We start from the raw sequence: 17,540 nt of genomic DNA, 5'->3' as shown, positions 1-17,540 counted from the left end.
GGATATCCACCTCGGAGGGCGCGCGCGCGCCCTGATAGGTCGCGCAGGCGGCCAACGGCAACGCCGCGAGAAGGATCAGGCTGCCGGCCTTCATTCGCCGTCATCCCCGCCGCGCGCGGGCACGAAGGCGTCGACCTGCTGGCCGACGAACATCGAGTGCCCCTCGCCCGGCAGCGCGTAGAGCAGCTCGAGCACGCGGACGTCGACCAGTTCGGTCGCGGCGTTGGTCAGCGAGGTCTTCGGCACGACGAGCGGTTCGGTGCGGACGTAGCGGGCCTCGACCTGGCGCGCCGCGTCGCCGCGCGCCGAGACGATGGCGGGCGCGCCGATATCGAGCCGCTCGATCTCGTTCTCGTCGATGCTGACGCGGACATAGAGCGGCTCGGTGACGCCCATCACGATCAGCGGCTCGCTGTTGCCGCCCATGCCCGGCCCGGCATTGGCGAACTCGCCGGTCCGGACATTGAGCTGCAGCACGGTGGCGGTCTGCGGCGCGCGCACCGTATGGCGTTCGAGCTGGGTGCGGGCGCTGGCGAGCGCCGCCTGCGCTTCCTGATACTGGGCGCGGGTCACGGCGAGCTGGGCGCGGGCGGTGTCGCGCACGCCGCGGCGCTCGATCACTTCCTGCTCCGAAATCGCGCGCTGGTCCTCGACGCCCGCATAGAGCGCCAGCTGCTCGTTGGCGACGCGCAGCGCGGTTTCGGCCGAGGCGATGCTCTGCCGCAGGCTGGCGACGCGGGCGCGCGCCTCGTTCACCCGGGCGGCGATATCGCGCGTGTCGATGCGGAACAGCGGCTGACCCTGCGTCACGAGATCGCCGGCCGCGACATAGACCCGGTCGACCACGCCCGAGACATGGCTGCCGATCTCGATCTCCTCGCTCGACGGCTCGACGACGCCGGTGCCGGCGACCGAACCGGTTGCGCTCTGCGCGTCCGGCGAGCGCGGCGGCTCGATCATCGGCTCGGTCATCGTCCGGTCGGGAAGATTGGCGACGATCAGGATCGCCGCGACGACGATGCCGGCAATCGCGAGGATGGGCAGTATCTGGCGGGAGAAGCTGAGATTTCTCATAATGCCGGCGCTCCGGTCTGGTGCGAAAGATCAATGGCCATCGGGCAGCTCCTTCCCGTCATGGGTTATCCGGCCGTCCTCGATCTCGATGATCCGGTCGGCGAGATCGAAGACGCGATTGTCATGGGTGACGATGATCACCGCGCGGTCGGGTGCGAGCGCGACTTCGCGCAGCAGGTCCATCACGCGGCGACCCGAGCCGGCATCGAGCGCCGCGGTCGGCTCGTCGCAGACGACGAGGCGGGGTTCGTGGATCAGCGCGCGGGCGATCGCGACGCGCTGCTGCTGACCGCCCGAAAGCTGGCGCGGCAGCTTTTCGGCCTGGTCGCGGATGTTGAGCGCGTCGAGGATCTCGTATCCGCGGTCGACGCCCTCGTCGCGCGGCGTGCCGTTGGCGAACAGCGGCACGGCGGCGTTCTCGGCCGCGGTGAGCGTCGGCAGCAGGTTATATTGCTGGAAGATGAAACCGATATTGGCGAGCCGGAAATTCACCAGCTCGGTATCGGTGAGATCGTAGATATCGGTGCCGAAGACGTTGACGGTCCCCTCGGTCGGATAGAGGATGCCGGCGACGATCGAGATCAGCGTCGTCTTCCCCGAACCGGACTCGCCGATCAGATAGGTGAGCTCGCCGGTTTTGATCTCCAGATCGATGCCGTGCAGGACGCGGATCGTATCGCTGCTGCCGATCGGGAATTCCTTGACGATATTGTCGACCGTGATCCCGACGCTCATCGGAACACCTCCGCCGGCTCGGTCTTGAGGACGTTGCGCAGCGCGAGAAAGCCGGTGAGCATGATCATCACGAGCGTCACCACCGCGGTCATCAGCGGGATCTGCCAGGGCATGTAGAAGCCCTTGAACGTATCGACGCCCGAGGTGGTGACGAAGAACAGCTCGGCGACGAAAATCCCGATGCCATAGCCGACCAGCCCGACGAATCCGGCCTGGAGCGCGACCATGCGCCGGATCTTGGCGTTGGTGACGCCGATCGCCTTCAGCGCGCCGAACTGCTTGATATTGTCGCGGATGAACAGGCTGAAGGTCAGCCCGACGATCGCCACGCCGACGATGAATCCGAGTACCACGGTGATGCCGAAATTCACCGGAATGCCGGTATTCTCGATGATGAACCAGAGTCCGTCGCTCGCGAAATCCCGGGAGGTGCGGGCCTTGAGCCCGGTCTCGCTCTCGATCGCCGCGACCAACTCCTCCGGCGTGTGGTCGGCATCCGAACGGACGAGGACGAAGGACAGCCGGTTGCGCGTGCCCGGCGCGTAGCGCAGCGCGTTCGAATAGCGCGTGTAGAGAATGACCTGCGAGGTGAAGGTCGGCACCGCGTCGGCAATGCCGCGGATCACCGCGCGCTGGTCGTTGAGTTCGAGCCGGGTGCCGATGACCTGATCGTCGGGTTCGAACAGCTTGCGCGACCCGGTATCGTCGATGAACACGGAGTCCGGCTCGGCCAGCGCCCGCCGGTCCCCCTCCGCCATGTCGCGCGGCAGCCCGATCAGGGTGGAATCGTCGACGCCGACGATGTTGACGCCTTCGAGATCGCCATCGGGCGTGCGGACGACGGCGCTGGAGCGGAGCATCGGCGACGCATAGGCCACGCCGTCGACACCCCGCACCAGCTCGAGCGCGGTGGACGGCATGGGGGCGAAAACGTCCACCGTCCGGCTCGAAGGGTCCATCACCCAGACATCGGCGGTCGAAACCTCTTCGACCGCAACGGCGCCGCGCATGATCAGGTTGACGAAGATCGTCAGCTGCTGGCTGATCAGCAGGGTCGAAAAGGCGACGCCGAAAAGCAGGCCGATGAACTTGACCCGGTCTCCCGTCAGCATTCTCAAAGCGATCCAGCCCATGAGCGTCCCTTGCCGCGCTGCCTCGGTGAAAGACTGCGAATCGCTCGCAACCCGTCGCCCGAATCTATGACCGGGTTATTTGTGAACGTCAACGTTTAGTATTATAGTGCAACTGGAATGAGGGTGGCGAAGGGTCGCGACTCGTGCGAGACCGGGAAGAATGGTCCGAAACGACACCGATATGGCCGCGGCGCATCGCGTTGGCAGGCCGACCGACGAACGCAAGACCGAGGCGATTCTCGACGCCGCCCGGGCCGCTTTTTTCGGCGAGGGCTATACGGCCGCGTCGATCGAACGGATCGCCGAACATGCCGGGGTGTCCAAGGTCACGATCTACAAGCGTTTCGGCGACAAGCCCGGCCTGCTCGAAGCCCTGGTCCGCCGCCAGGCCCGGCACATGACGGAAGCGATCAGCGAGGCCAATCGCGATGCGCCGACGCTGGAGGCGCAACTCGTCAATTTCGGTTTCACGCTGATGAGCTTCCTGCTCGACGAAAGCCATTTCTATTTCGATTCGATGCTCGCCATCGAGAAGGAACGGCATCCGGACGCGACGAAACGCTTCTTCGATGCCGGCCCGGGCACGATGCGCAGCGAGCTGACCGCGATATTGAAGGCGGCGCACGAACGCGGCGACCTCCATCTGGCCAATGCGCAGCGGGCCGCGGAAGACCTGCTCTCGCTATGGAAAGGCTTCAACGAAATGGAAATCCGCTTCGGCGTCGCGACGGCCCCCGGACCGACCCATATCCGCCGGCATGTGAAACACGGCGTCGACGTCTTTCTGCGCGCATACCGGGCGGACTGACGCCCGAACGCCGCGCGCTATCGCGCGAGGCTGTGCCCGGCCACCAGGTCGGCCAGCCGGCCGTGCAGGGCCTGGGGCAGGTCGTGTCCCATGCCCTCGATCAGCTCGAACCGCGCGCCGGCGATATGATCGGCCACGTCCGCGCCGCAAGGCGGCAGGATCAGCGGATCCGCCACCCCGTGCACGACCATAGTGTCGGCGCGGACCCGGCGCGCCCAGGGGCGCAGGTCGCCGGTATCGATGATCGCCGCCATCTGGCGCGAGGCGCCCTCGGGGTAGAAGCTGCGCGCGACATTCTTGCGGATGAGTTCCTCGATCTCCGCCCGCCGTTCCTCGCCGCCGGGCGAGCCGATCGCGGTGAAGAAGCGCATCCCGGCCGCGACCGCCTCTTCCTCCGTTTCCGGCCGGTTGCGCGCCGCCTGGAACAGGATCTTGCGGACCTGTTTGTCGGGGCCCGGCAGGCCCGGGGCGTTGGTCGAGGTCATCACCGGCATCAGCGACAGGACCCGCTCGGGATAATCGGCCGCCACGATCTGCGAGATCATGCCGCCCATCGACACGCCGAGTATGTGCGCCTTCTCGATCGCCAGCGCATCGAGCACGCCGACCGCATCGGCGGCCATGTCTTCCAGCGTGTAGGGCGCCATCCGACGGTTTTTTATGACCCGCTTCACGAGCAGCTGCCAGATCGGATGCGGCGCCCTGACGCCGTCGAATTTCTGCGAGAGGCCGATATCGCGATTGTCGTAGCGGATCACGCGGAAGCCGCGCCCCACCAGTTCCTCTACGAATTCGTCCGGCCAGAGCGAGAGCTGGCCCGAAAATCCCATGATCAGCAGCAGGGGCGGATCGTCCGGACGGCCATGTTCCTCGATCTCGATCTCGAGCCCGTTCGCCGATACCTTCATCCACTCTCTCCCTTTACGGATACGTAAGGTGCGCAATTGCACGCGCCACGTCAAACACGGGAATCGGGAAGGTGGTGGACGGGGCTGGATTCGAACCAGCGTACGCTTGCGCGGGCAGATTTACAGTCTGCTGCCTTTAACCACTCGGCCACCCGTCCATCGGGGTCGCGGCGCCCGATTGCAATGCAAGCGAAGCGCGGCGAAGGGCGGCTCAATGGCGAAACACCGCTTGCCTGTCAACGCCGGTTGTTGGAAAGCACGCAGCCATGGCGAAACGACGCAAGGCAAAACAGCGCGAGAGCCGCGCACCGCGCTTCTGGGGACGGCATGCCGTGCTCGCTGCGCTCGACAATCCGGCGCGCGCGATCCGCAAATTATGGGCAACGCACGACGGCATCGCCGGCATCGACGTGCCGCCGAACCTCCCGGTCGAAATGGCCGGGGTTGCCGATCTCGGGCGGTTGGTTCCGCAGGATGCGCCGCATCAGGGGCTCGTCGCCGAGGTGGAGCCGCTCGCCGATATCGCGATCGAGGAGCTGCTCGCCGACGCCGGGGACGGGCGGCCGCTCGTCATCCTCGACCAGGTGACCGACCCGCACAATGTCGGCGCGATCATGCGCTCCGCCCTCGCCTTCGACGCGCTGGGCCTCGTGACGCAGGACCGGCACGCCCCGCCCGAATCCGGCGCGCTGGCCAAGGCGGCGTCGGGTGCGCTCGAAATCCTGCCCTGGTGCCGGGTCGTCAATCTGGCGCGGGCGCTCGACCAGATCGCCGAGGCGGGCTTCTGGCGGATCGGCCTTGCCGGCGAAGCGGACACGGATTTGGCGGATGCGCTGGGCGGCAAGCGGATCGCGCTGATACTCGGCGCGGAAGGCGCCGGGCTGCGGCCCAATGTGGCGGGCCATTGCGACGCCCTCGCCCGCCTGCCGATCAGCGGCCGGATCGAAAGCCTCAACGTGTCGAATGCCGCGGCGATCGCGCTCTATGCCAGTGCGACCCGTCGCGAGAGCTGAAAATCCGGCTAGTCTTCCTGGGCGATCGTCACCTTGAGACCGTCCAGCTCGTCGTCGAACGGGATCTGGCAGGACAGCCGCGAATTCCCGTCGCGATGATCGGAACTTTCGAGGAGATCGTCCTCGTCTTCGTCCATCTCGGGCAGTTTGTCCGCAAATTTCGGATCGACATGGACGTGGCAGGTCGCGCAGGAACAGCAACCGCCGCATAGCGCCAGGAGCTCGTCGAACCCATTGTCCCGGATCACTTCCATCACGGTAAGGCCGCTGTCCGCTTCGACGGTGGTTTCTTCGCCAGCGCGATTGACGACGATGAGCTTGGGCATGGACCGGTTCCTTCAGACAGGTTCTACAATGGCTGCGGCGGGGCTATGTGATGGCCCGCATGTGAAATCAAGGGCTGTATAGATGGGAATCGGGGCCGCGCAGCTGCGAAAATCGATAGATGCGCTCGTCGCCGTCGAGCCGGCTTTCGGCGACCGGCTCGGCGAAGTTGGCTATCCGCCGCCGCGGATTCGCGACCGCGGTTACGCCACTTTGCTGCGCACGATCCTCGGCCAGCAGGTCAGCGTCGCCTCGGCCGACGCGATCTGGCGCAAGCTCGCCGCCGCGCTCGGCGACCCAGCCGATCCGGCGAAACTGCTCGCCGCGAGCGACGAGACGCTGCGCGGCGCAGGGTTCAGCCGCCAGAAGACCGGCTATGCGCGCAGCCTTGCCGAACTCGTCGCCACGGGCGCGCTCGATCTCGGAGCGCTGCCCGCAGACGACGAGGATGCCATCGCCGCGCTGACCGGGATCAAGGGGATCGGGCGCTGGTCGGCGGAGATATACCTGCTCTTCGCCGAGGGCCGGCCCGACATCTGGCCCGCCGGCGACCTCGCGGTGCAGATCGAGATCGGCCGGGTGCTGGGCTGGGCCGACCGTCCGTCGGAACGGGATGTGCGCGCCGCCGCCGAACCGTGGCGGCCGCATCGCGGCGCAGCCGCGATATTCGCCTGGCATTCCTACAACACGGCAGTGATCTGACGTCAGGCGGCTTGATGTCCCCGCAGGAAATTGTCGAGGACCGCATCGTGAAACGGCGTTGCGAACTCGCATCCGGCTTCGAACCCGTCGGTCCAGGCGACGCGCGCCCGCAGCGGCTGAAGGCCGGGCAGACGGATCCAGATCTCGGTGCCGGCGGCCAGCTGCAACGCACCGGCGACCCGGCAACCCTTCGCCGAAACATCGCTGATATCGGCCTTGGACGCGTGATAGCCCGATTTGCGGAAACCCGCGCGCACGTCGATCGGCGCACGGGGGGCAGCCCGCCGCTCGTCCGATTCAGGCGTCTCGACCAACAATTCGGCAGAGATGGACATGGTGCTAACGATCCTTTCGGGATTCACGTTCGCAGCAGAATCTGACGATCGGATGGAGGGATATGGTTACCGCGCGTCAGCTTTCCGCGCTGCATGGTGCCGGAAAGCTGGCGATTGGATGTTATTCATGTGCAGTGCCAATCGGTTAACCGGTTAAGGAACCGCCGCACCATCATTTCGCAGTTGACGTAAGCGTAAGGTCATGCTCGGTAGCGGCATGACCGTGTCGACCGCCCCCGCCACCATCCTCGCCTCCTATGAAGGCGCAAAACCGCCGGCGCCGCTCTGGTTCGACGAGGCGCTGCAACGCACGCCCGAACGGCACATGCTGCCGCGCGAGGCCGGCGCTATCGAATATTTCACCTGGGGCGAGGACGGCCGGCCCGGCCTGTTCCTGCTTCATGGCGGCGGCGCGCATGGCCTGTGGTGGGCGCATATCGCCCCCTTCTTCGCCGACGACTATCGGGTCGTGGCGATGTCGATGGCCGGGATGGGCGGATCGGACTGGCGCGAATCCTACGCGATCCTCGATCATGCGGACGACATGAAAGCGGTGGCCGACGCGGCGGGCCTCTTCGCGGCGGGCAAGCCGGTCGTGGCCGGCCACAGCTTCGGCGGCGCGCCGACCGCGGCGGCGGCGGCCGATCCCGACGCCTGGGTGGGCCGCGCCTTCATCATCGATTCCTCGCTCCAGATGCGCCACTCGCCCGAGGACGAGAACCGCCCGCAGCGCGAGCGCCGCTATTTCGCGACCATCGAGGAAGGGCTGGCGCGGTTCCGCTTCCTGCCCGCGCAAAGCTGCGACAATCACTATATCGCGGACATGATCGCGCGCGACGCGCTGGTCGAGATCGAACCGGGACGCTGGAGCTGGTGCTTCGATCCCAACGGCTTCGGCAACACGCGGCGGATCGAAACCGCGCGCAAGGCAAGCGCCGCCAACTGCCCGCTCGCCGTGATCTATGGCGACCGCTCGGCGATCATGGACGACGAGGCGATGACCCATCTCCACGAGATCATGCCCGACGGCACGCCCTTCGTCGCGATTCCCGACAGCGGCCACCATGTGATGGTCGACCAGCCGCTGGCGCTGGTCGCGGCGATGCGGGCCCTGCTCGCCGGCTGATCTCCCTTCGCGCGCGCGTAGAACAATGATAGTGCGCGGCCATGGACACGGTTTCGGAAAACAGGGCCTTCGGCGGCACTCAAGGCTTCTACAAGCATGACAGCGCCGAGACCGGCACGGAGATGCGCTTTTCGGCCTTCGTACCCGACCATGGAGCGGGGGCGAAACTTCCGGTCGTCTGGTATCTCTCCGGACTGACCTGCACCGCCGACAATGTCACCGAGAAGGGCGAGTTCCGCCGGACCTGCGCCGAGCTCGGCCTGATCTTCGTGGCGCCCGATACCTCGCCGCGCGGCGAGGGCGCGCCCGACGACGAAGCCTATGATTTCGGCCAGGGCGCGGGCTTCTATGTCGACGCCACCCAAGCCCCCTGGTCCGAACATTTCCGGATGCGCAGCTATGTCGAGTCCGAACTGCCGGCGCTGGTCGCGGCGCACTTCCCGATGGCCGACATGACGCGCCAGGCGATCACCGGCCATTCGATGGGCGGCCATGGCGCGCTCACGATCGCGCTCCGAAATCCCGACCGGTTCCGCAGCGTTTCCGCCTTCGCCCCCATCGTGTCGCCGCTCCGCTGCCCATGGGGCGAAAAGGCACTGACCGGCTATCTCGGCCCGGACCGGGCCGCCTGGCGCGCCTACGACGCCTGCGCGCTGATCGCGGACGGGGCGCGGATACCCGAAATCCTCGTCGACCAGGGCGATGCCGACCAGTTTCTCGAAGAGCAGCTCAAACCCGAACTCCTCGAACAGGCCTGCCGGGAGGCGGATATCGGCCTGACGCTCACCATGCGGCCCGGTTACGATCACAGCTATTATTTCATCTCCAGCTTCATGGACGCGCATCTGCGCTGGCACGCAGAACGGCTCGCATGAAACTGCTGGGTGCCGTTTTGGCGGGCGGGCGATCGTCGCGCTTCCGGGCCGACAAGGCCGAGGCGGTGTGGCGCGGCAAGGCGCTCGTCGATCATGCCGTCGCACAGCTCGGCGAACAGTGCGACACGGTGGTGCTTTGCGGGCGCGCGCGCGCGGGCGTGGCGTCCCTCGCCGACCGGCCGACGGCGGACGAGGGGCCGCTGGGCGGACTCAACGCCGCGCTCGCCCACGCGGCGGAAAGCGGATTCGACGCCGTGCTAAGCATCGCCTGCGACAATGCCCTGGTGCCGCCCGGCCTGGCCGACAACCTGTCGCCCGGCCCCGCCTATGCGGAGAGCCAGCCGGTGGTCGGCCTGTGGCCGGTCGCGCTCGCGCCGCGTCTCGATGCCTGGCTCGCCGGCCAGCCCCGCCGGGCGATGATGGCGTGGGTCGAGCATATCGGCGCATCCCCGGTCGCGCTCCCCGAACCGCCGCCCAACATCAACACGCCGGACGATCTGAAAGCGCTGGACGAACGGCCGGAAAAGGACCGATCTTGCCCGGCCGCCCAATCGCGCCGATAACGGCGGCGTGACGGCAAAGGGGAGCCCGGATGGACGATCAGGCATCGCATAACAGCTTCGTACGGCGCGCGTTCGCGGTGTTGGCGATCGTCGTGCTGGCGGCGGTGATCTACTCGCTCGGGCGGCTGCTGCTGCTGATCTTCGCCGCGATCGTCGTCGCGGTGATCTTGCGGGCCATCGCGCGGATATTCATCCGCTTCGGACTGCCCCAAGGGGTCTCGGTGACCTTCGCCGTGATCACCCTCTTCGCAATCCTCGGATCGGTGAGCTGGATATTCGGCGGACTGATCGTCACCCAGTTCACCGCGCTCGTCGCCCGCATCCCCGACGCGCTGGAAGCGACGCAGCGCGCTCTCGACGGCTGGGGTATCGACTACGACGTGCGCCAGGCCAGCCGCGACATCGGCGCCCAGCTCTCCGGACTGACGACGCAAGCGGGCAGCTTCGCCCTGATGTCGGCCGGCGGGGCGCTGACCAATATCATCCTCGTGCTGGCCGGCGCGGTGTTCTTTGCCGCGCAACCCGAAGTCTACCGGCAGGGACTGGTGCGGATCGTGCCCAAGAACCGGGAACAGCTGACGCGCGAAACCTGCGACGATATCGGCCGCGCGCTGGGGCTGTGGCTGCGCGCGCAGATCCTCTCCTCGATCATCGTCGCGGTGATGGTGTATATCGCGCTGGCGATCATCGGCGTGCCGTCCGCCGCGGCTCTGGCCATCATCGCCGGCCTGCTCGACTTCATTCCGTTCATCGGCCCCGTCATCGCGGGCATTCCGGCCGTGCTCGTCGCGTTCAGCGTGAGTCCGACGATCGCGCTGTGGACCTTGGGCGTCTACGTCCTGATCCAGCAGATCCAGGGCAACATCCTGCAGCCGATCATCCAGAAACGCTCGGTCGACCTGCTGCCGGCCGTGCTGCTCTTCGCGGTCGTCGCCGCGGGCATATTGTTCGGCCTGCTCGGCGTCCTGCTCGCCGCGCCGCTCACCGTCGTCGGCTTCGTTCTCGTCCAGCGGCTCTATATCGAGCAGGTGCTCCACAAGGAGCCCAAGCGGCCGGCTGGCGGCGCGCCGTCGGCATGAACCCGGTTTTCGCCGGCCTGCCGACGACGATCTTCGAGGAGATGTCGATGCGCGCGCGGGAGACCGGCGCGATCAATCTCGGCCAGGGCTTTCCCGATGCCGAGGGGCCGGAGGATGTCCGCCAGGCCGCGGCCGAAGCGGTGATGTCCGGCAACAACCAATATCCGCCGATGCGCGGACTTCCCGAATTGCGCGGAGCGATCGCCGAGCATTATGCGGCGCACCAGCAGCTCGCGATCGATGGTGAGCGCGAAGCGGTCGTCACGTCCGGCGCGACCGAAGCGATAGCGGCGTCGATCCTCGCGCTGGTGACGCCGGGCGACGAGGTGATCATCGTCCAGCCGGCCTATGACGCCTATGCTCCGCTGGTCCGGCAGGCGGGCGGCGTTCCGCGCTTCGTGACGACGCGCCCGCCCGACTGGTCGATTACCGCCGATCTACTGGCTCCCGCGATCACCGACCGGACCCGCGCGATCGTCCTCAACAGCCCGCACAACCCGACGGCCAAGATGCTCGATTCCGAAGAGCGCGCGCTGCTCGCCGATATCTGCCTGAAACACGACCTGATCGCCATCTGCGACGAGGTCTGGGAACATCTGGTTTTCGACGGCGCGGCGCACCGGTCGCTGATGACGATGCCGGGCATGCGCGAGCGGACGGTCAAGATCGGGTCGGCGGGCAAGATCTTCTCGCTGACCGGCTGGAAGGTCGGCTGGGCGATCGCCGCGCCGCCGCTCGCCGATGCCATCGCCAAGGCGCACCAGTTCCTGACCTTCACGACCGCGCCCAACCTCCAGTCCGCCGTCGCCTACGGCCTGGGCAAGGATCGCGATTATTTCACCGCCATGCGCGCCGGCTATCAACGCTCGCGCGACCGGCTGGCCAGCGCGCTCGGCGATGGCGGCTTCGCGATCCTGCCGAGCGCGGCGACCTATTTCCTGTCGGTCGATCTGCCGGCGTCGGGGATCGCGATGGACGACCGGGTTTTCGCCATGCGCCTCGTCGCGGAAGCGGGCGTCGCCGTCATCCCGGTCTCGGCCTTTTTCGAAAGCGATCCGGTGACGAGCATCGTCCGGCTCTGCTTCGCCAAGGCCGACGACGTGCTCGATGCGGCGGCCGAGCGGCTGGCGGACGCCCGGACAATGCTGACCTAGCGACCCCCTATTGCGGCGCGCGCCAGCGATGGCTGCCGGAATAGAGACCCGGTACCGGATTGCCGGCCGCATTGCGCGCCGGCTGGAAGCGCGCCCGGCTCATCACCATGTTGCAGGCCCGCGCGTCGAGCTGGAAATGCCCGCTCGAACCGATGGTGAAACAGGCGGTCGGGATGCCGTTGGCGCCGACGCGCACCTGATAGCGCGACGTACCCTCTTCGCCGTTGCGCAGGATGTTGGACGGATAGTCGCTGGCGCGGACCCAGCCCGCGGGATTGCCGACCGGCTGTGGCGGCGTCGTCTCGGCGCTGCGCGGCGGATCGGGCTGCGGCGCGGGCCGGGTTTCAGGGGGCACCGGACGTTCCTCGGCGGGCGCGCGGGTCCGGTCCTCGGCCGGAGCGCGGACGGGCGGAGCCGTGTCGGCCGCCCGGTCGGCCTCCCGCGCGTCCGGTTCGGCTTCCGCGGGCGCATTCTCCTCGGCGGGTTCGGTCGGCGCCTCCTCGGCCGGACGGTCATATTCGGACAATTCGCCGTCGCGCGCGTCATACACCGCCGCGACACAGACCGCCGTCCGGCACTCGTCCCGGCGGGCCTGATAGGCGGCATAGCCCTGCTGCAAGGCGATCCGGTCCCGTCCCTCGACGGCGGCGAGCGCCGCCTCGTACCGGGCCGACAATTCGGTCTCGCGCGCGCGCAGCGTTTCGCTGCCGCAGATGATCGCATGGCTCGCCAACCCGGTATCGGCGCAATCGACGCTGGGAGACAGGATGCCGCTCCCCGCCTCCTCGTCGGCGTCGCCGCCCGCGAGCAGGAAATAGAGAAGCGCGATCAGGACGAGGGCGAGCAGCACCGCGCCGCCGATGATGAGCGGCTTGCGGTCCGGCGGCCCGCCATCGCCGGGCTCGTCGCCGCGACCGCGACCGGCCGCGACCGGTGCAACTTTCAGCCCGCTTTCGGACTCCGGCGCGGCGGGCGTGCCGTTCCCATCGGTGCGGGCAGACGGCGGCGGCTCGTCGTCCGCAGAAGGCGGCGGCTCTTTCTGGACGGGATCCGGTTCGTCGGCCTCCCTTTCCGTCTCGTCGATTGTCTGCGCCGGCGGTTCGGCGGCTTCCGGCGGCGGCGCGACCGGGATCGCCGGAGCCCTCCGTTCGTCCGGGACACCGAAACGGACGAGCCGCTTGATCGTGTCGATCATGCGCTGGATCGTATCGTCGCGCCGGTCGAACCAGTCGATCCACTGATAGTCGTTCAACCAATAGGCGAGCCCCTCGGCGTCGATATTCTCGAGGCGGACGGGGAAGATCAGCTTGTCGCCATTCTCGGCCATCATCAGCTCGCGCTTGACGTGGCGGGACTGGTCCGATCGCGAACAGAAGAGCAGGATGATGAGATCGGACCGCCGGACCTGTTCGATGATCGCCTGATCGAACGGCCGGCCGGGATCGATGTCGTCGGGCGCCATCCAGCCGTCGACACCGTTTATCGCAAGCACCTTTTTGAGCTGGCGCGCCGTTTCCACCTGGGAACTGTGGTGGCTGATGAAGGCGACCGGGCGCCTGTCGCCGCGCGCAGCCGAGCCGTCAGCGCCCATTCCGGCGCCTTTCCGTTTCGCGGATGCAGCCAGATATCCTCATAGTGCCCCCACACTGTCGCCGGGCAGCGGCGTCGGCCCCTGCCGTCGCCGTGCGGCCGGAAAACCGGCGCGCCGCCCAACAGAGGCACCCTAAGCGACTGGCCGATCAACGGCAATGATATCCGGACAGCGCGGATGCGCCGCTCCAGTCGGGTATCGCGAGCCGGTATCCCTGCCCGCGCACCGTTTCGATCAACCGCGTCCCGCCGCATTCCCGCAGCTTGGCGCGCAGGCGCGAGAGATGGACTTCGATGACGTTGGTGCCCGGGTCGAAGGATAGATTGCAGACATCGCGCAGCAGTTCGGCCCGGGAAACGGTGAATGGACAGCGCAGGAACAGATGGATCAGCAGATCCAGTTCGCGCGGGCACAGCGCGATCGCATTGCCGTCATAGGAGACGCGCCGGCGCAGGAGATCGATGCGGAGACGATCCGTACCGAATTCGAAACGCGCGACATCCATGGCGCAAACTTGCCGTCGGACGCCGGGAAGGGCCAGCCATGTTTGGCCCATATTCGAAGAAACGACCGGTGCTAACCCTCCGCTCCAAGGCCGGACGCCGCGTCGAGACGCGCCAGCCGTTCGCGGCACAGGCCCGCCAGCTGGCGGCTGGCATCCCCGGTCCCGCGTTCCAGCAGCGCCCGTTTCGCGGCTGGATCCTCAGTCGCTTCGAGCGACGTCGCGATTGCGTCGAAGCGGACATGATCGCTCGGGTGGCGCCGGGCGAACTCGTCGACCAGCGCCCGCCCGCCCGCGCCGCCGACACCGAGCGCCAACCGCATCAGCATGGCGCTGGGCATCGTCGTCAGCAGTCCCGCAACCCGGTTGCCGGCTGGATCGAACCGATACTGGTCGGACCAGTCCGAGCGGGGCGAAGTGCCGATGATGTTGAGCGAGACGGACATGGTTTCGGGCGGCAGCTGGGAATGGATATCGCGGTGCGCGCGGTAGAGCAGCAGCCGGCCCGGGCCCAGCCGCGATCGCTCGACGAAGCGCAGCCCGGCGGGCTCGCCCGGATAGCCGGCGACCGCGCCATAGTCATATTCGTAATAGTCGCTGCGATAGCCGGGCCCGGCATAGCCGACGGTCAGGAAGCTGAAATTGTGATCGTGCGGCACGCCGTAGAAAAAAGCGCGCTCGCCACTGGTCCGCACAAGGCTGTCGCCGCGCGCGGGCCAGAAATTGGCCCGGACGAAATAATCCTCGCCCCGATGGAGCATCACCACCTGCGCCCCGTAGCGATTGTGCCGCGCCTGGCCGGCACAGCGGTTTTCGAGTTCGCCGAGCACGATATCGGCGAGAAAATGCCGATTGTTGGCGAGCCGCTTCAGCCAAGGGCCCAGCGACGCGAAGGATTGCTCGTCCCGGACGTCCCATCGCGCGGCGTCCACCGTATCGATCAACGCTTCCAGATCGATGGCGTCGGCTTCCGGGCAGGCAAGCTCTAGCGGCATGCGGCGAGGCCCGTCATGCGCGCCTCCAGCTGCGCCACCGTCCGGCGGGCCGCGTCGCGGACTTCGGAATGCGGATCGCGGCGCGCCATTTCGGACAGTCGCGGCCATGCCGCCGCCGGGTCGAGCGCGAGCCATTCGCGCATCGCATGCCAGCGCACGAAAAAGGGAGCGTCGGCAATGACCCGGTCGAAGGCCGGACCGGCATCGCGGCAGCCCGACAGCCTGAGAAAGCTCAGCATCATCTGGGTCCGCGACCAGCTCTGCGATCCGCTGCTCACGCCGACGAGACGGCCCGACACCGCATCATGTTCCCGCGCCAGTGCCGCGCCGCCGACCCGGACTTCGCCGTGAAGGAACAGGGCGGACCGGCGCGCGCGCTCGAACACATAGCTTTGCCGCGCCGTGTCGACCGCAAGCAGCTCGCCGGGCGCGATGCGCCTCCGCTCGGTTTGTCGACAGGGCTCCGTCGCCGGATCGGCTTCGGCGTCGCCGGGGTCGGGCGCTGCCCAGAAGGACATCGTCAGTCCGCCGGCTTCGATGAATTTGAGGTAGGCGCGATTGCCCGGAAAGAAAACCGATCCCGTGCCGCCCGCGTCCCGCTTGCGGGCGTGGAGGGCGTCGGGATCGACGGCGCATATCGCGACCGTCGCCTGCGGCAGTTCGAGGAGCAGCGCGCTGCGATGGAAGGGCCCGGTCGCCTGGCGAACGGGCGGTGCGAAGAACGGATCGCGCCGGGCCTCGTCGACCCAGTCCCGGACCAGCATATCGACCCAGCGCGTGTCGGCGAACAGCGCCTCGATGGCGCGCCCGATGCGGACGGCATCGTCATCGCCGCATCCGGCCACCGCGCCCAGGAACGTCCGGATCGCCGGAAGGGCCTCAAGCCGCTTTGTGGCGGCCGCGGTGCGGCGCCGGCCCCGCTCCTGATGCTCTTCGTCGGCGAGCCAGTCCCGCAAATCGCCGCGCGGCTCCACGCCGGCGCGCCCTCAACGGGATGGCGGACTGATGAGCAGCAGCGCTATGCAATGCGCGCCGCCGACCTCCTCCTGTTCGGCCGCGCCGTGCACGGCGACCTCGGTCGCGAGCTCCGGCAGATCCTCGATGGCGATTGGCTGACCCTCCATGGTTCCTCCCCGTTCTTGTTGTCGGGAAAACGCTAGGACGGCCTGGAACCGAATGATATTTAAGCTTTTGTAATATTGCCGACCGCGTCCCGAACGGGACGATCGATCGCCCATCCGGCCCGGCTCTGATATACGAACGGCGAATGCCCAATCTCGGCCCGGCAACAGGCCTCATCAAGGGACAAGGACAGATGACTATCGAATATGTGGATCCGGCGGTCGCGAAGGTTACCCAGGCGCCGCAGGACCCGGCGAGCACCAAGGTTCTTGTCGGCCTCGATGAAAAGCTCGCCCGGCTTTCCGACGGCCTGGACGAAAATCTCCGCCGGCTCGCCGAACTCAATCAGCGGCTGTCCGGCAGCGATACCCGCCTTCCGGAATCCACGCCCGTCCCGGGCGCGGAAGAGGGCAACGGCCTGCTCTCCTCGCTCGAAATGCGCGTCGCGCACCTGCAACTGCTCGTCGACGCCCTAACCGAGGAAATGGATTCGCTCGACAAACTGGCCTGATCCGCTTTCCCGCGCGCGCCGCGGCAGCGTTTGCCGAACGCGGGCGATCAGTCGGCGAAGATCAGCACCGGCGTTTCGAGCAGCTTCTTCAGCGCCTGCACGTAGCTCGCCGCGTCATAGCCGTCGACGACCCGGTGATCGCAGGAGATGGAGAGGTTCATCTGCTTGCGCGCCTCGAGCTCGCCGTTCACGATGGCCGGACGCTCGACGATCTTGTTCGGGCCGATGATCGCGACCTCGGGCCGGTTGATGACCGGGGTCGTCGCGATGCCGCCGAGCGGGCCGAGCGAGGTCAGGGTCAGCGTTCCGCCCGACAGTTCCTCGCTCTTCGCCTTGCCGGTGCGGGCGGCCTCGGACAGCCGGGCGATTTCCTGCGCCAGCTGCCAGACATTCTTGTCCTGCGCGTTGCGGATGACCGGCACGATCAGGCCGGTATCGGTCTGCGTCGCCATGCCGAGATGCACCGCGCCGTGCCGCGTGATCTTGCCGCCCTCGTCGTCATAGGTGGCGTTGATCATCGGGAAACCGGGCAGCGTCTTGCAGATCGCCGCGATGATGAAGGGCAGCACGGTGAGCTTGGGCCGGTCGCCGCGCGATCCATTGAGATCGCCGCGCATGTCCTCCAGCTCGGTGACGTCGATTTCCTCGACATAGGTAAAATGCGGGATATGGCGCTTGGAGGCCGCCATATTCTCGGCGATCCGTCGCCGGAGGCCGATCACCTTGATCTCCTCGTCCTCGCGCTTCCGCGAGCGGCCCGGCGGCTGATAGCCCTGGCCCGCGCCATAGGTCAGATAGGCGTCGAGATCGGAATGGCGGATGCGGTCGCCATGCGGCTGAACGTCGGCCAGATCGACGCCGAGATCATGGGCGCGCTTGCGGACCGCCGGCGAAGCCAGGATGCGCGCGCGTTCCGTGCTTTCGGGTTTGTCCTCGGCCGCAGGTTCGGGTTCCGGCTCTTCCTTTTCTTCGGGAGCGGCTTCCGGTTCG

21 protein-coding genes and 1 tRNA gene are annotated in these 17,540 nt (G+C 67.3%); 9 read left to right on the top strand and 13 right to left on the bottom strand.

Annotated features, from left to right (window positions below; all coding sequences use genetic code 11):
* Positions 1 to 90: 90 nt before the first annotated feature.
* The 3 genes from ACTS1X_RS00160 to ACTS1X_RS00150 are packed head-to-tail and all read right to left on the bottom strand — an operon-like array spanning position 91 to position 2,921.
* A complete protein-coding gene (locus ACTS1X_RS00160) occupies positions 91 to 1,074 on the bottom strand; it encodes an efflux RND transporter periplasmic adaptor subunit (protein ID WP_442612362.1) in 984 nt (327 codons plus the stop codon).
* Between the two features lie 30 nt (positions 1,075 to 1,104).
* Positions 1,105 to 1,809, bottom strand: coding sequence for an ABC transporter ATP-binding protein (locus ACTS1X_RS00155; protein ID WP_442612361.1), 705 nt, complete (start codon positions 1,807 to 1,809; stop codon positions 1,105 to 1,107).
* Positions 1,806 to 2,921, bottom strand: coding sequence for an ABC transporter permease (locus ACTS1X_RS00150; RefSeq protein WP_442612360.1), 1,116 nt, complete (start codon positions 2,919 to 2,921; stop codon positions 1,806 to 1,808). The genes ACTS1X_RS00155 and ACTS1X_RS00150 overlap by 4 nt, the downstream gene beginning before the upstream one ends.
* 181 nt (positions 2,922 to 3,102) lie before the next feature.
* On the opposite strand from ACTS1X_RS00150, the gene ACTS1X_RS00145 reads away from it, so the two are divergent.
* Positions 3,103 to 3,750, top strand: coding sequence for a TetR/AcrR family transcriptional regulator (locus tag ACTS1X_RS00145; RefSeq protein ID WP_442612359.1), 648 nt, complete (start codon positions 3,103 to 3,105; stop codon positions 3,748 to 3,750).
* Positions 3,751 to 3,767: 17 nt separating this feature from the next.
* On the opposite strand, the gene ACTS1X_RS00140 is transcribed toward ACTS1X_RS00145, so the two are convergent.
* Positions 3,768 to 4,658 carry an alpha/beta fold hydrolase gene (locus tag ACTS1X_RS00140; protein ID WP_442612358.1) on the bottom strand — a complete coding sequence of 297 codons (891 nt, stop codon included), beginning with the start codon at positions 4,656 to 4,658 and terminating at the stop codon, positions 3,768 to 3,770.
* 72 nt (positions 4,659 to 4,730) lie between these two features.
* Positions 4,731 to 4,816, bottom strand: a tRNA-Tyr gene (locus tag ACTS1X_RS00135).
* A gap of 108 nt (positions 4,817 to 4,924) precedes the next feature.
* Between ACTS1X_RS00135 and ACTS1X_RS00130 the strand changes: the two genes are divergently transcribed.
* Positions 4,925 to 5,671, top strand: a complete 747-nt coding sequence (locus tag ACTS1X_RS00130; protein WP_442612357.1) for a TrmH family RNA methyltransferase — start codon at positions 4,925 to 4,927, stop codon at positions 5,669 to 5,671.
* Positions 5,672 to 5,679: 8 nt separating this feature from the next.
* Here the strand turns inward: ACTS1X_RS00130 and ACTS1X_RS00125 are convergent, their stop codons facing one another.
* Complete coding sequence (locus tag ACTS1X_RS00125) at positions 5,680 to 5,997, bottom strand: 2Fe-2S iron-sulfur cluster-binding protein (RefSeq protein ID WP_442612356.1); 318 nt, start codon at positions 5,995 to 5,997, stop codon at positions 5,680 to 5,682.
* Positions 5,998 to 6,079: 82 nt separating this feature from the next.
* Here ACTS1X_RS00125 and ACTS1X_RS00120 point away from each other — a divergent pair, with 82 nt between their 5' ends.
* Complete coding sequence (locus tag ACTS1X_RS00120) at positions 6,080 to 6,697, top strand: DNA-3-methyladenine glycosylase family protein (RefSeq protein WP_442612355.1); 618 nt, start codon at positions 6,080 to 6,082, stop codon at positions 6,695 to 6,697.
* A gap of 2 nt (positions 6,698 to 6,699) precedes the next feature.
* Here the strand turns inward: ACTS1X_RS00120 and ACTS1X_RS00115 are convergent, their stop codons facing one another.
* A complete protein-coding gene (locus ACTS1X_RS00115) occupies positions 6,700 to 7,032 on the bottom strand; it encodes a PilZ domain-containing protein (RefSeq protein WP_442612354.1) in 333 nt (110 codons plus the stop codon).
* Positions 7,033 to 7,234: 202 nt separating this feature from the next.
* On the opposite strand from ACTS1X_RS00115, the gene ACTS1X_RS00110 reads away from it, so the two are divergent.
* The 5 genes from ACTS1X_RS00110 to ACTS1X_RS00090 are packed head-to-tail and all read left to right on the top strand — an operon-like array spanning position 7,235 to position 11,829.
* On the top strand, positions 7,235 to 8,158 hold the full coding sequence (locus ACTS1X_RS00110) for an alpha/beta fold hydrolase (RefSeq protein ID WP_442612353.1): 924 nt from the start codon (positions 7,235 to 7,237) through the stop codon (positions 8,156 to 8,158).
* A gap of 41 nt (positions 8,159 to 8,199) precedes the next feature.
* On the top strand, positions 8,200 to 9,033 hold the full coding sequence (fghA, locus tag ACTS1X_RS00105) for an S-formylglutathione hydrolase (RefSeq protein WP_442612352.1): 834 nt from the start codon (positions 8,200 to 8,202) through the stop codon (positions 9,031 to 9,033).
* On the top strand, positions 9,030 to 9,596 hold the full coding sequence (mobA, locus tag ACTS1X_RS00100; protein ID WP_442612351.1) for a molybdenum cofactor guanylyltransferase: 567 nt from the start codon (positions 9,030 to 9,032) through the stop codon (positions 9,594 to 9,596). Before fghA ends, mobA begins: the two co-directional genes overlap by 4 nt.
* Positions 9,597 to 9,625: 29 nt before the next feature.
* Complete coding sequence (locus ACTS1X_RS00095) at positions 9,626 to 10,675, top strand: AI-2E family transporter (RefSeq protein WP_442612350.1); 1,050 nt, start codon at positions 9,626 to 9,628, stop codon at positions 10,673 to 10,675.
* Positions 10,672 to 11,829: an aminotransferase gene (locus ACTS1X_RS00090; RefSeq protein WP_442612349.1), complete on the top strand. Its 1,158-nt coding sequence runs from the start codon at positions 10,672 to 10,674 to the stop codon at positions 11,827 to 11,829. The genes ACTS1X_RS00095 and ACTS1X_RS00090 overlap by 4 nt, the downstream gene beginning before the upstream one ends.
* Positions 11,830 to 11,836: 7 nt before the next feature.
* Here ACTS1X_RS00090 and ACTS1X_RS00085 read toward each other — a convergent pair whose 3' ends face one another.
* From ACTS1X_RS00085 to ACTS1X_RS00065, 5 genes are all read right to left on the bottom strand, one after another.
* Positions 11,837 to 13,420 (bottom strand): TIR domain-containing protein, encoded by a 1,584-nt coding sequence (locus ACTS1X_RS00085; RefSeq protein ID WP_442612348.1) that lies wholly within the window; start codon positions 13,418 to 13,420, stop codon positions 11,837 to 11,839.
* Between the two features lie 148 nt (positions 13,421 to 13,568).
* A complete protein-coding gene (locus tag ACTS1X_RS00080; protein ID WP_442612347.1) occupies positions 13,569 to 13,925 on the bottom strand; it encodes a winged helix-turn-helix domain-containing protein in 357 nt (118 codons plus the stop codon).
* A 71-nt stretch (positions 13,926 to 13,996) separates the two neighbouring features.
* Positions 13,997 to 14,917 (bottom strand): transposase, encoded by a 921-nt coding sequence (locus ACTS1X_RS00075; protein ID WP_442612346.1) that lies wholly within the window; start codon positions 14,915 to 14,917, stop codon positions 13,997 to 13,999.
* Positions 14,908 to 15,891: a hypothetical protein gene (locus ACTS1X_RS00070; RefSeq protein WP_442612345.1), complete on the bottom strand. Its 984-nt coding sequence runs from the start codon at positions 15,889 to 15,891 to the stop codon at positions 14,908 to 14,910. The genes ACTS1X_RS00075 and ACTS1X_RS00070 overlap by 10 nt, the downstream gene beginning before the upstream one ends.
* A gap of 12 nt (positions 15,892 to 15,903) precedes the next feature.
* Positions 15,904 to 16,041, bottom strand: a complete 138-nt coding sequence (locus tag ACTS1X_RS00065) for a hypothetical protein (protein WP_442612344.1) — start codon at positions 16,039 to 16,041, stop codon at positions 15,904 to 15,906.
* A gap of 191 nt (positions 16,042 to 16,232) precedes the next feature.
* On the opposite strand from ACTS1X_RS00065, the gene ACTS1X_RS00060 reads away from it, so the two are divergent.
* Entirely contained in the window at positions 16,233 to 16,550 is a 318-nt protein-coding gene (locus ACTS1X_RS00060) for a hypothetical protein (RefSeq protein WP_442612343.1), read from the top strand.
* Positions 16,551 to 16,597: 47 nt separating this feature from the next.
* Here the strand turns inward: ACTS1X_RS00060 and ACTS1X_RS00055 are convergent.
* Positions 16,598 to 17,540: dihydrolipoamide acetyltransferase family protein (locus ACTS1X_RS00055; protein ID WP_442612342.1), on the bottom strand; the 943-nt coding region annotated here is incomplete at its 5' end.

This window comes from Parasphingopyxis sp. (assembly GCF_052168275.1).
Lineage (GTDB): Bacteria > Pseudomonadota > Alphaproteobacteria > Sphingomonadales > Sphingomonadaceae > Parasphingopyxis.
The sequence above is the reverse complement of the archived record's forward strand: the minus strand, read 5'-3'. Positions and strand labels throughout refer to the sequence as shown.

What these genes read in the sequence shown, in the direction of transcription:
- ACTS1X_RS00160 (WP_442612362.1), bottom strand. Translation starts at nt 1,074, where the DNA reads ATGAGAAATCTCAGCTTCTCCCGCCAGATACTGCCCATCCTCGCGATT.
- ACTS1X_RS00155 (WP_442612361.1), bottom strand. Translation starts at nt 1,809, where the DNA reads ATGAGCGTCGGGATCACGGTCGACAATATCGTCAAGGAATTCCCGATC.
- ACTS1X_RS00150 (WP_442612360.1), bottom strand. Translation starts at nt 2,921, where the DNA reads ATGCTGACGGGAGACCGGGTCAAGTTCATCGGCCTGCTTTTCGGCGTC.
- ACTS1X_RS00145 (WP_442612359.1), top strand. Translation starts at nt 3,103, where the DNA reads ATGGTCCGAAACGACACCGATATGGCCGCGGCGCATCGCGTTGGCAGG.
- ACTS1X_RS00140 (WP_442612358.1), bottom strand. Translation starts at nt 4,658, where the DNA reads ATGAAGGTATCGGCGAACGGGCTCGAGATCGAGATCGAGGAACATGGC.
- ACTS1X_RS00130 (WP_442612357.1), top strand. Translation starts at nt 4,925, where the DNA reads ATGGCGAAACGACGCAAGGCAAAACAGCGCGAGAGCCGCGCACCGCGC.
- ACTS1X_RS00125 (WP_442612356.1), bottom strand. Translation starts at nt 5,997, where the DNA reads ATGCCCAAGCTCATCGTCGTCAATCGCGCTGGCGAAGAAACCACCGTC.
- ACTS1X_RS00120 (WP_442612355.1), top strand. Translation starts at nt 6,080, where the DNA reads ATGGGAATCGGGGCCGCGCAGCTGCGAAAATCGATAGATGCGCTCGTC.
- ACTS1X_RS00115 (WP_442612354.1), bottom strand. Translation starts at nt 7,032, where the DNA reads ATGTCCATCTCTGCCGAATTGTTGGTCGAGACGCCTGAATCGGACGAG.
- ACTS1X_RS00110 (WP_442612353.1), top strand. Translation starts at nt 7,235, where the DNA reads ATGCTCGGTAGCGGCATGACCGTGTCGACCGCCCCCGCCACCATCCTC.
- fghA (WP_442612352.1), top strand. Translation starts at nt 8,200, where the DNA reads ATGGACACGGTTTCGGAAAACAGGGCCTTCGGCGGCACTCAAGGCTTC.
- mobA (WP_442612351.1), top strand. Translation starts at nt 9,030, where the DNA reads ATGAAACTGCTGGGTGCCGTTTTGGCGGGCGGGCGATCGTCGCGCTTC.
- ACTS1X_RS00095 (WP_442612350.1), top strand. Translation starts at nt 9,626, where the DNA reads ATGGACGATCAGGCATCGCATAACAGCTTCGTACGGCGCGCGTTCGCG.
- ACTS1X_RS00090 (WP_442612349.1), top strand. Translation starts at nt 10,672, where the DNA reads ATGAACCCGGTTTTCGCCGGCCTGCCGACGACGATCTTCGAGGAGATG.
- ACTS1X_RS00085 (WP_442612348.1), bottom strand. Translation starts at nt 13,420, where the DNA reads ATGGGCGCTGACGGCTCGGCTGCGCGCGGCGACAGGCGCCCGGTCGCC.
- ACTS1X_RS00080 (WP_442612347.1), bottom strand. Translation starts at nt 13,925, where the DNA reads ATGGATGTCGCGCGTTTCGAATTCGGTACGGATCGTCTCCGCATCGAT.
- ACTS1X_RS00075 (WP_442612346.1), bottom strand. Translation starts at nt 14,917, where the DNA reads ATGCCGCTAGAGCTTGCCTGCCCGGAAGCCGACGCCATCGATCTGGAA.
- ACTS1X_RS00065 (WP_442612344.1), bottom strand. Translation starts at nt 16,041, where the DNA reads ATGGAGGGTCAGCCAATCGCCATCGAGGATCTGCCGGAGCTCGCGACC.
- ACTS1X_RS00060 (WP_442612343.1), top strand. Translation starts at nt 16,233, where the DNA reads ATGACTATCGAATATGTGGATCCGGCGGTCGCGAAGGTTACCCAGGCG.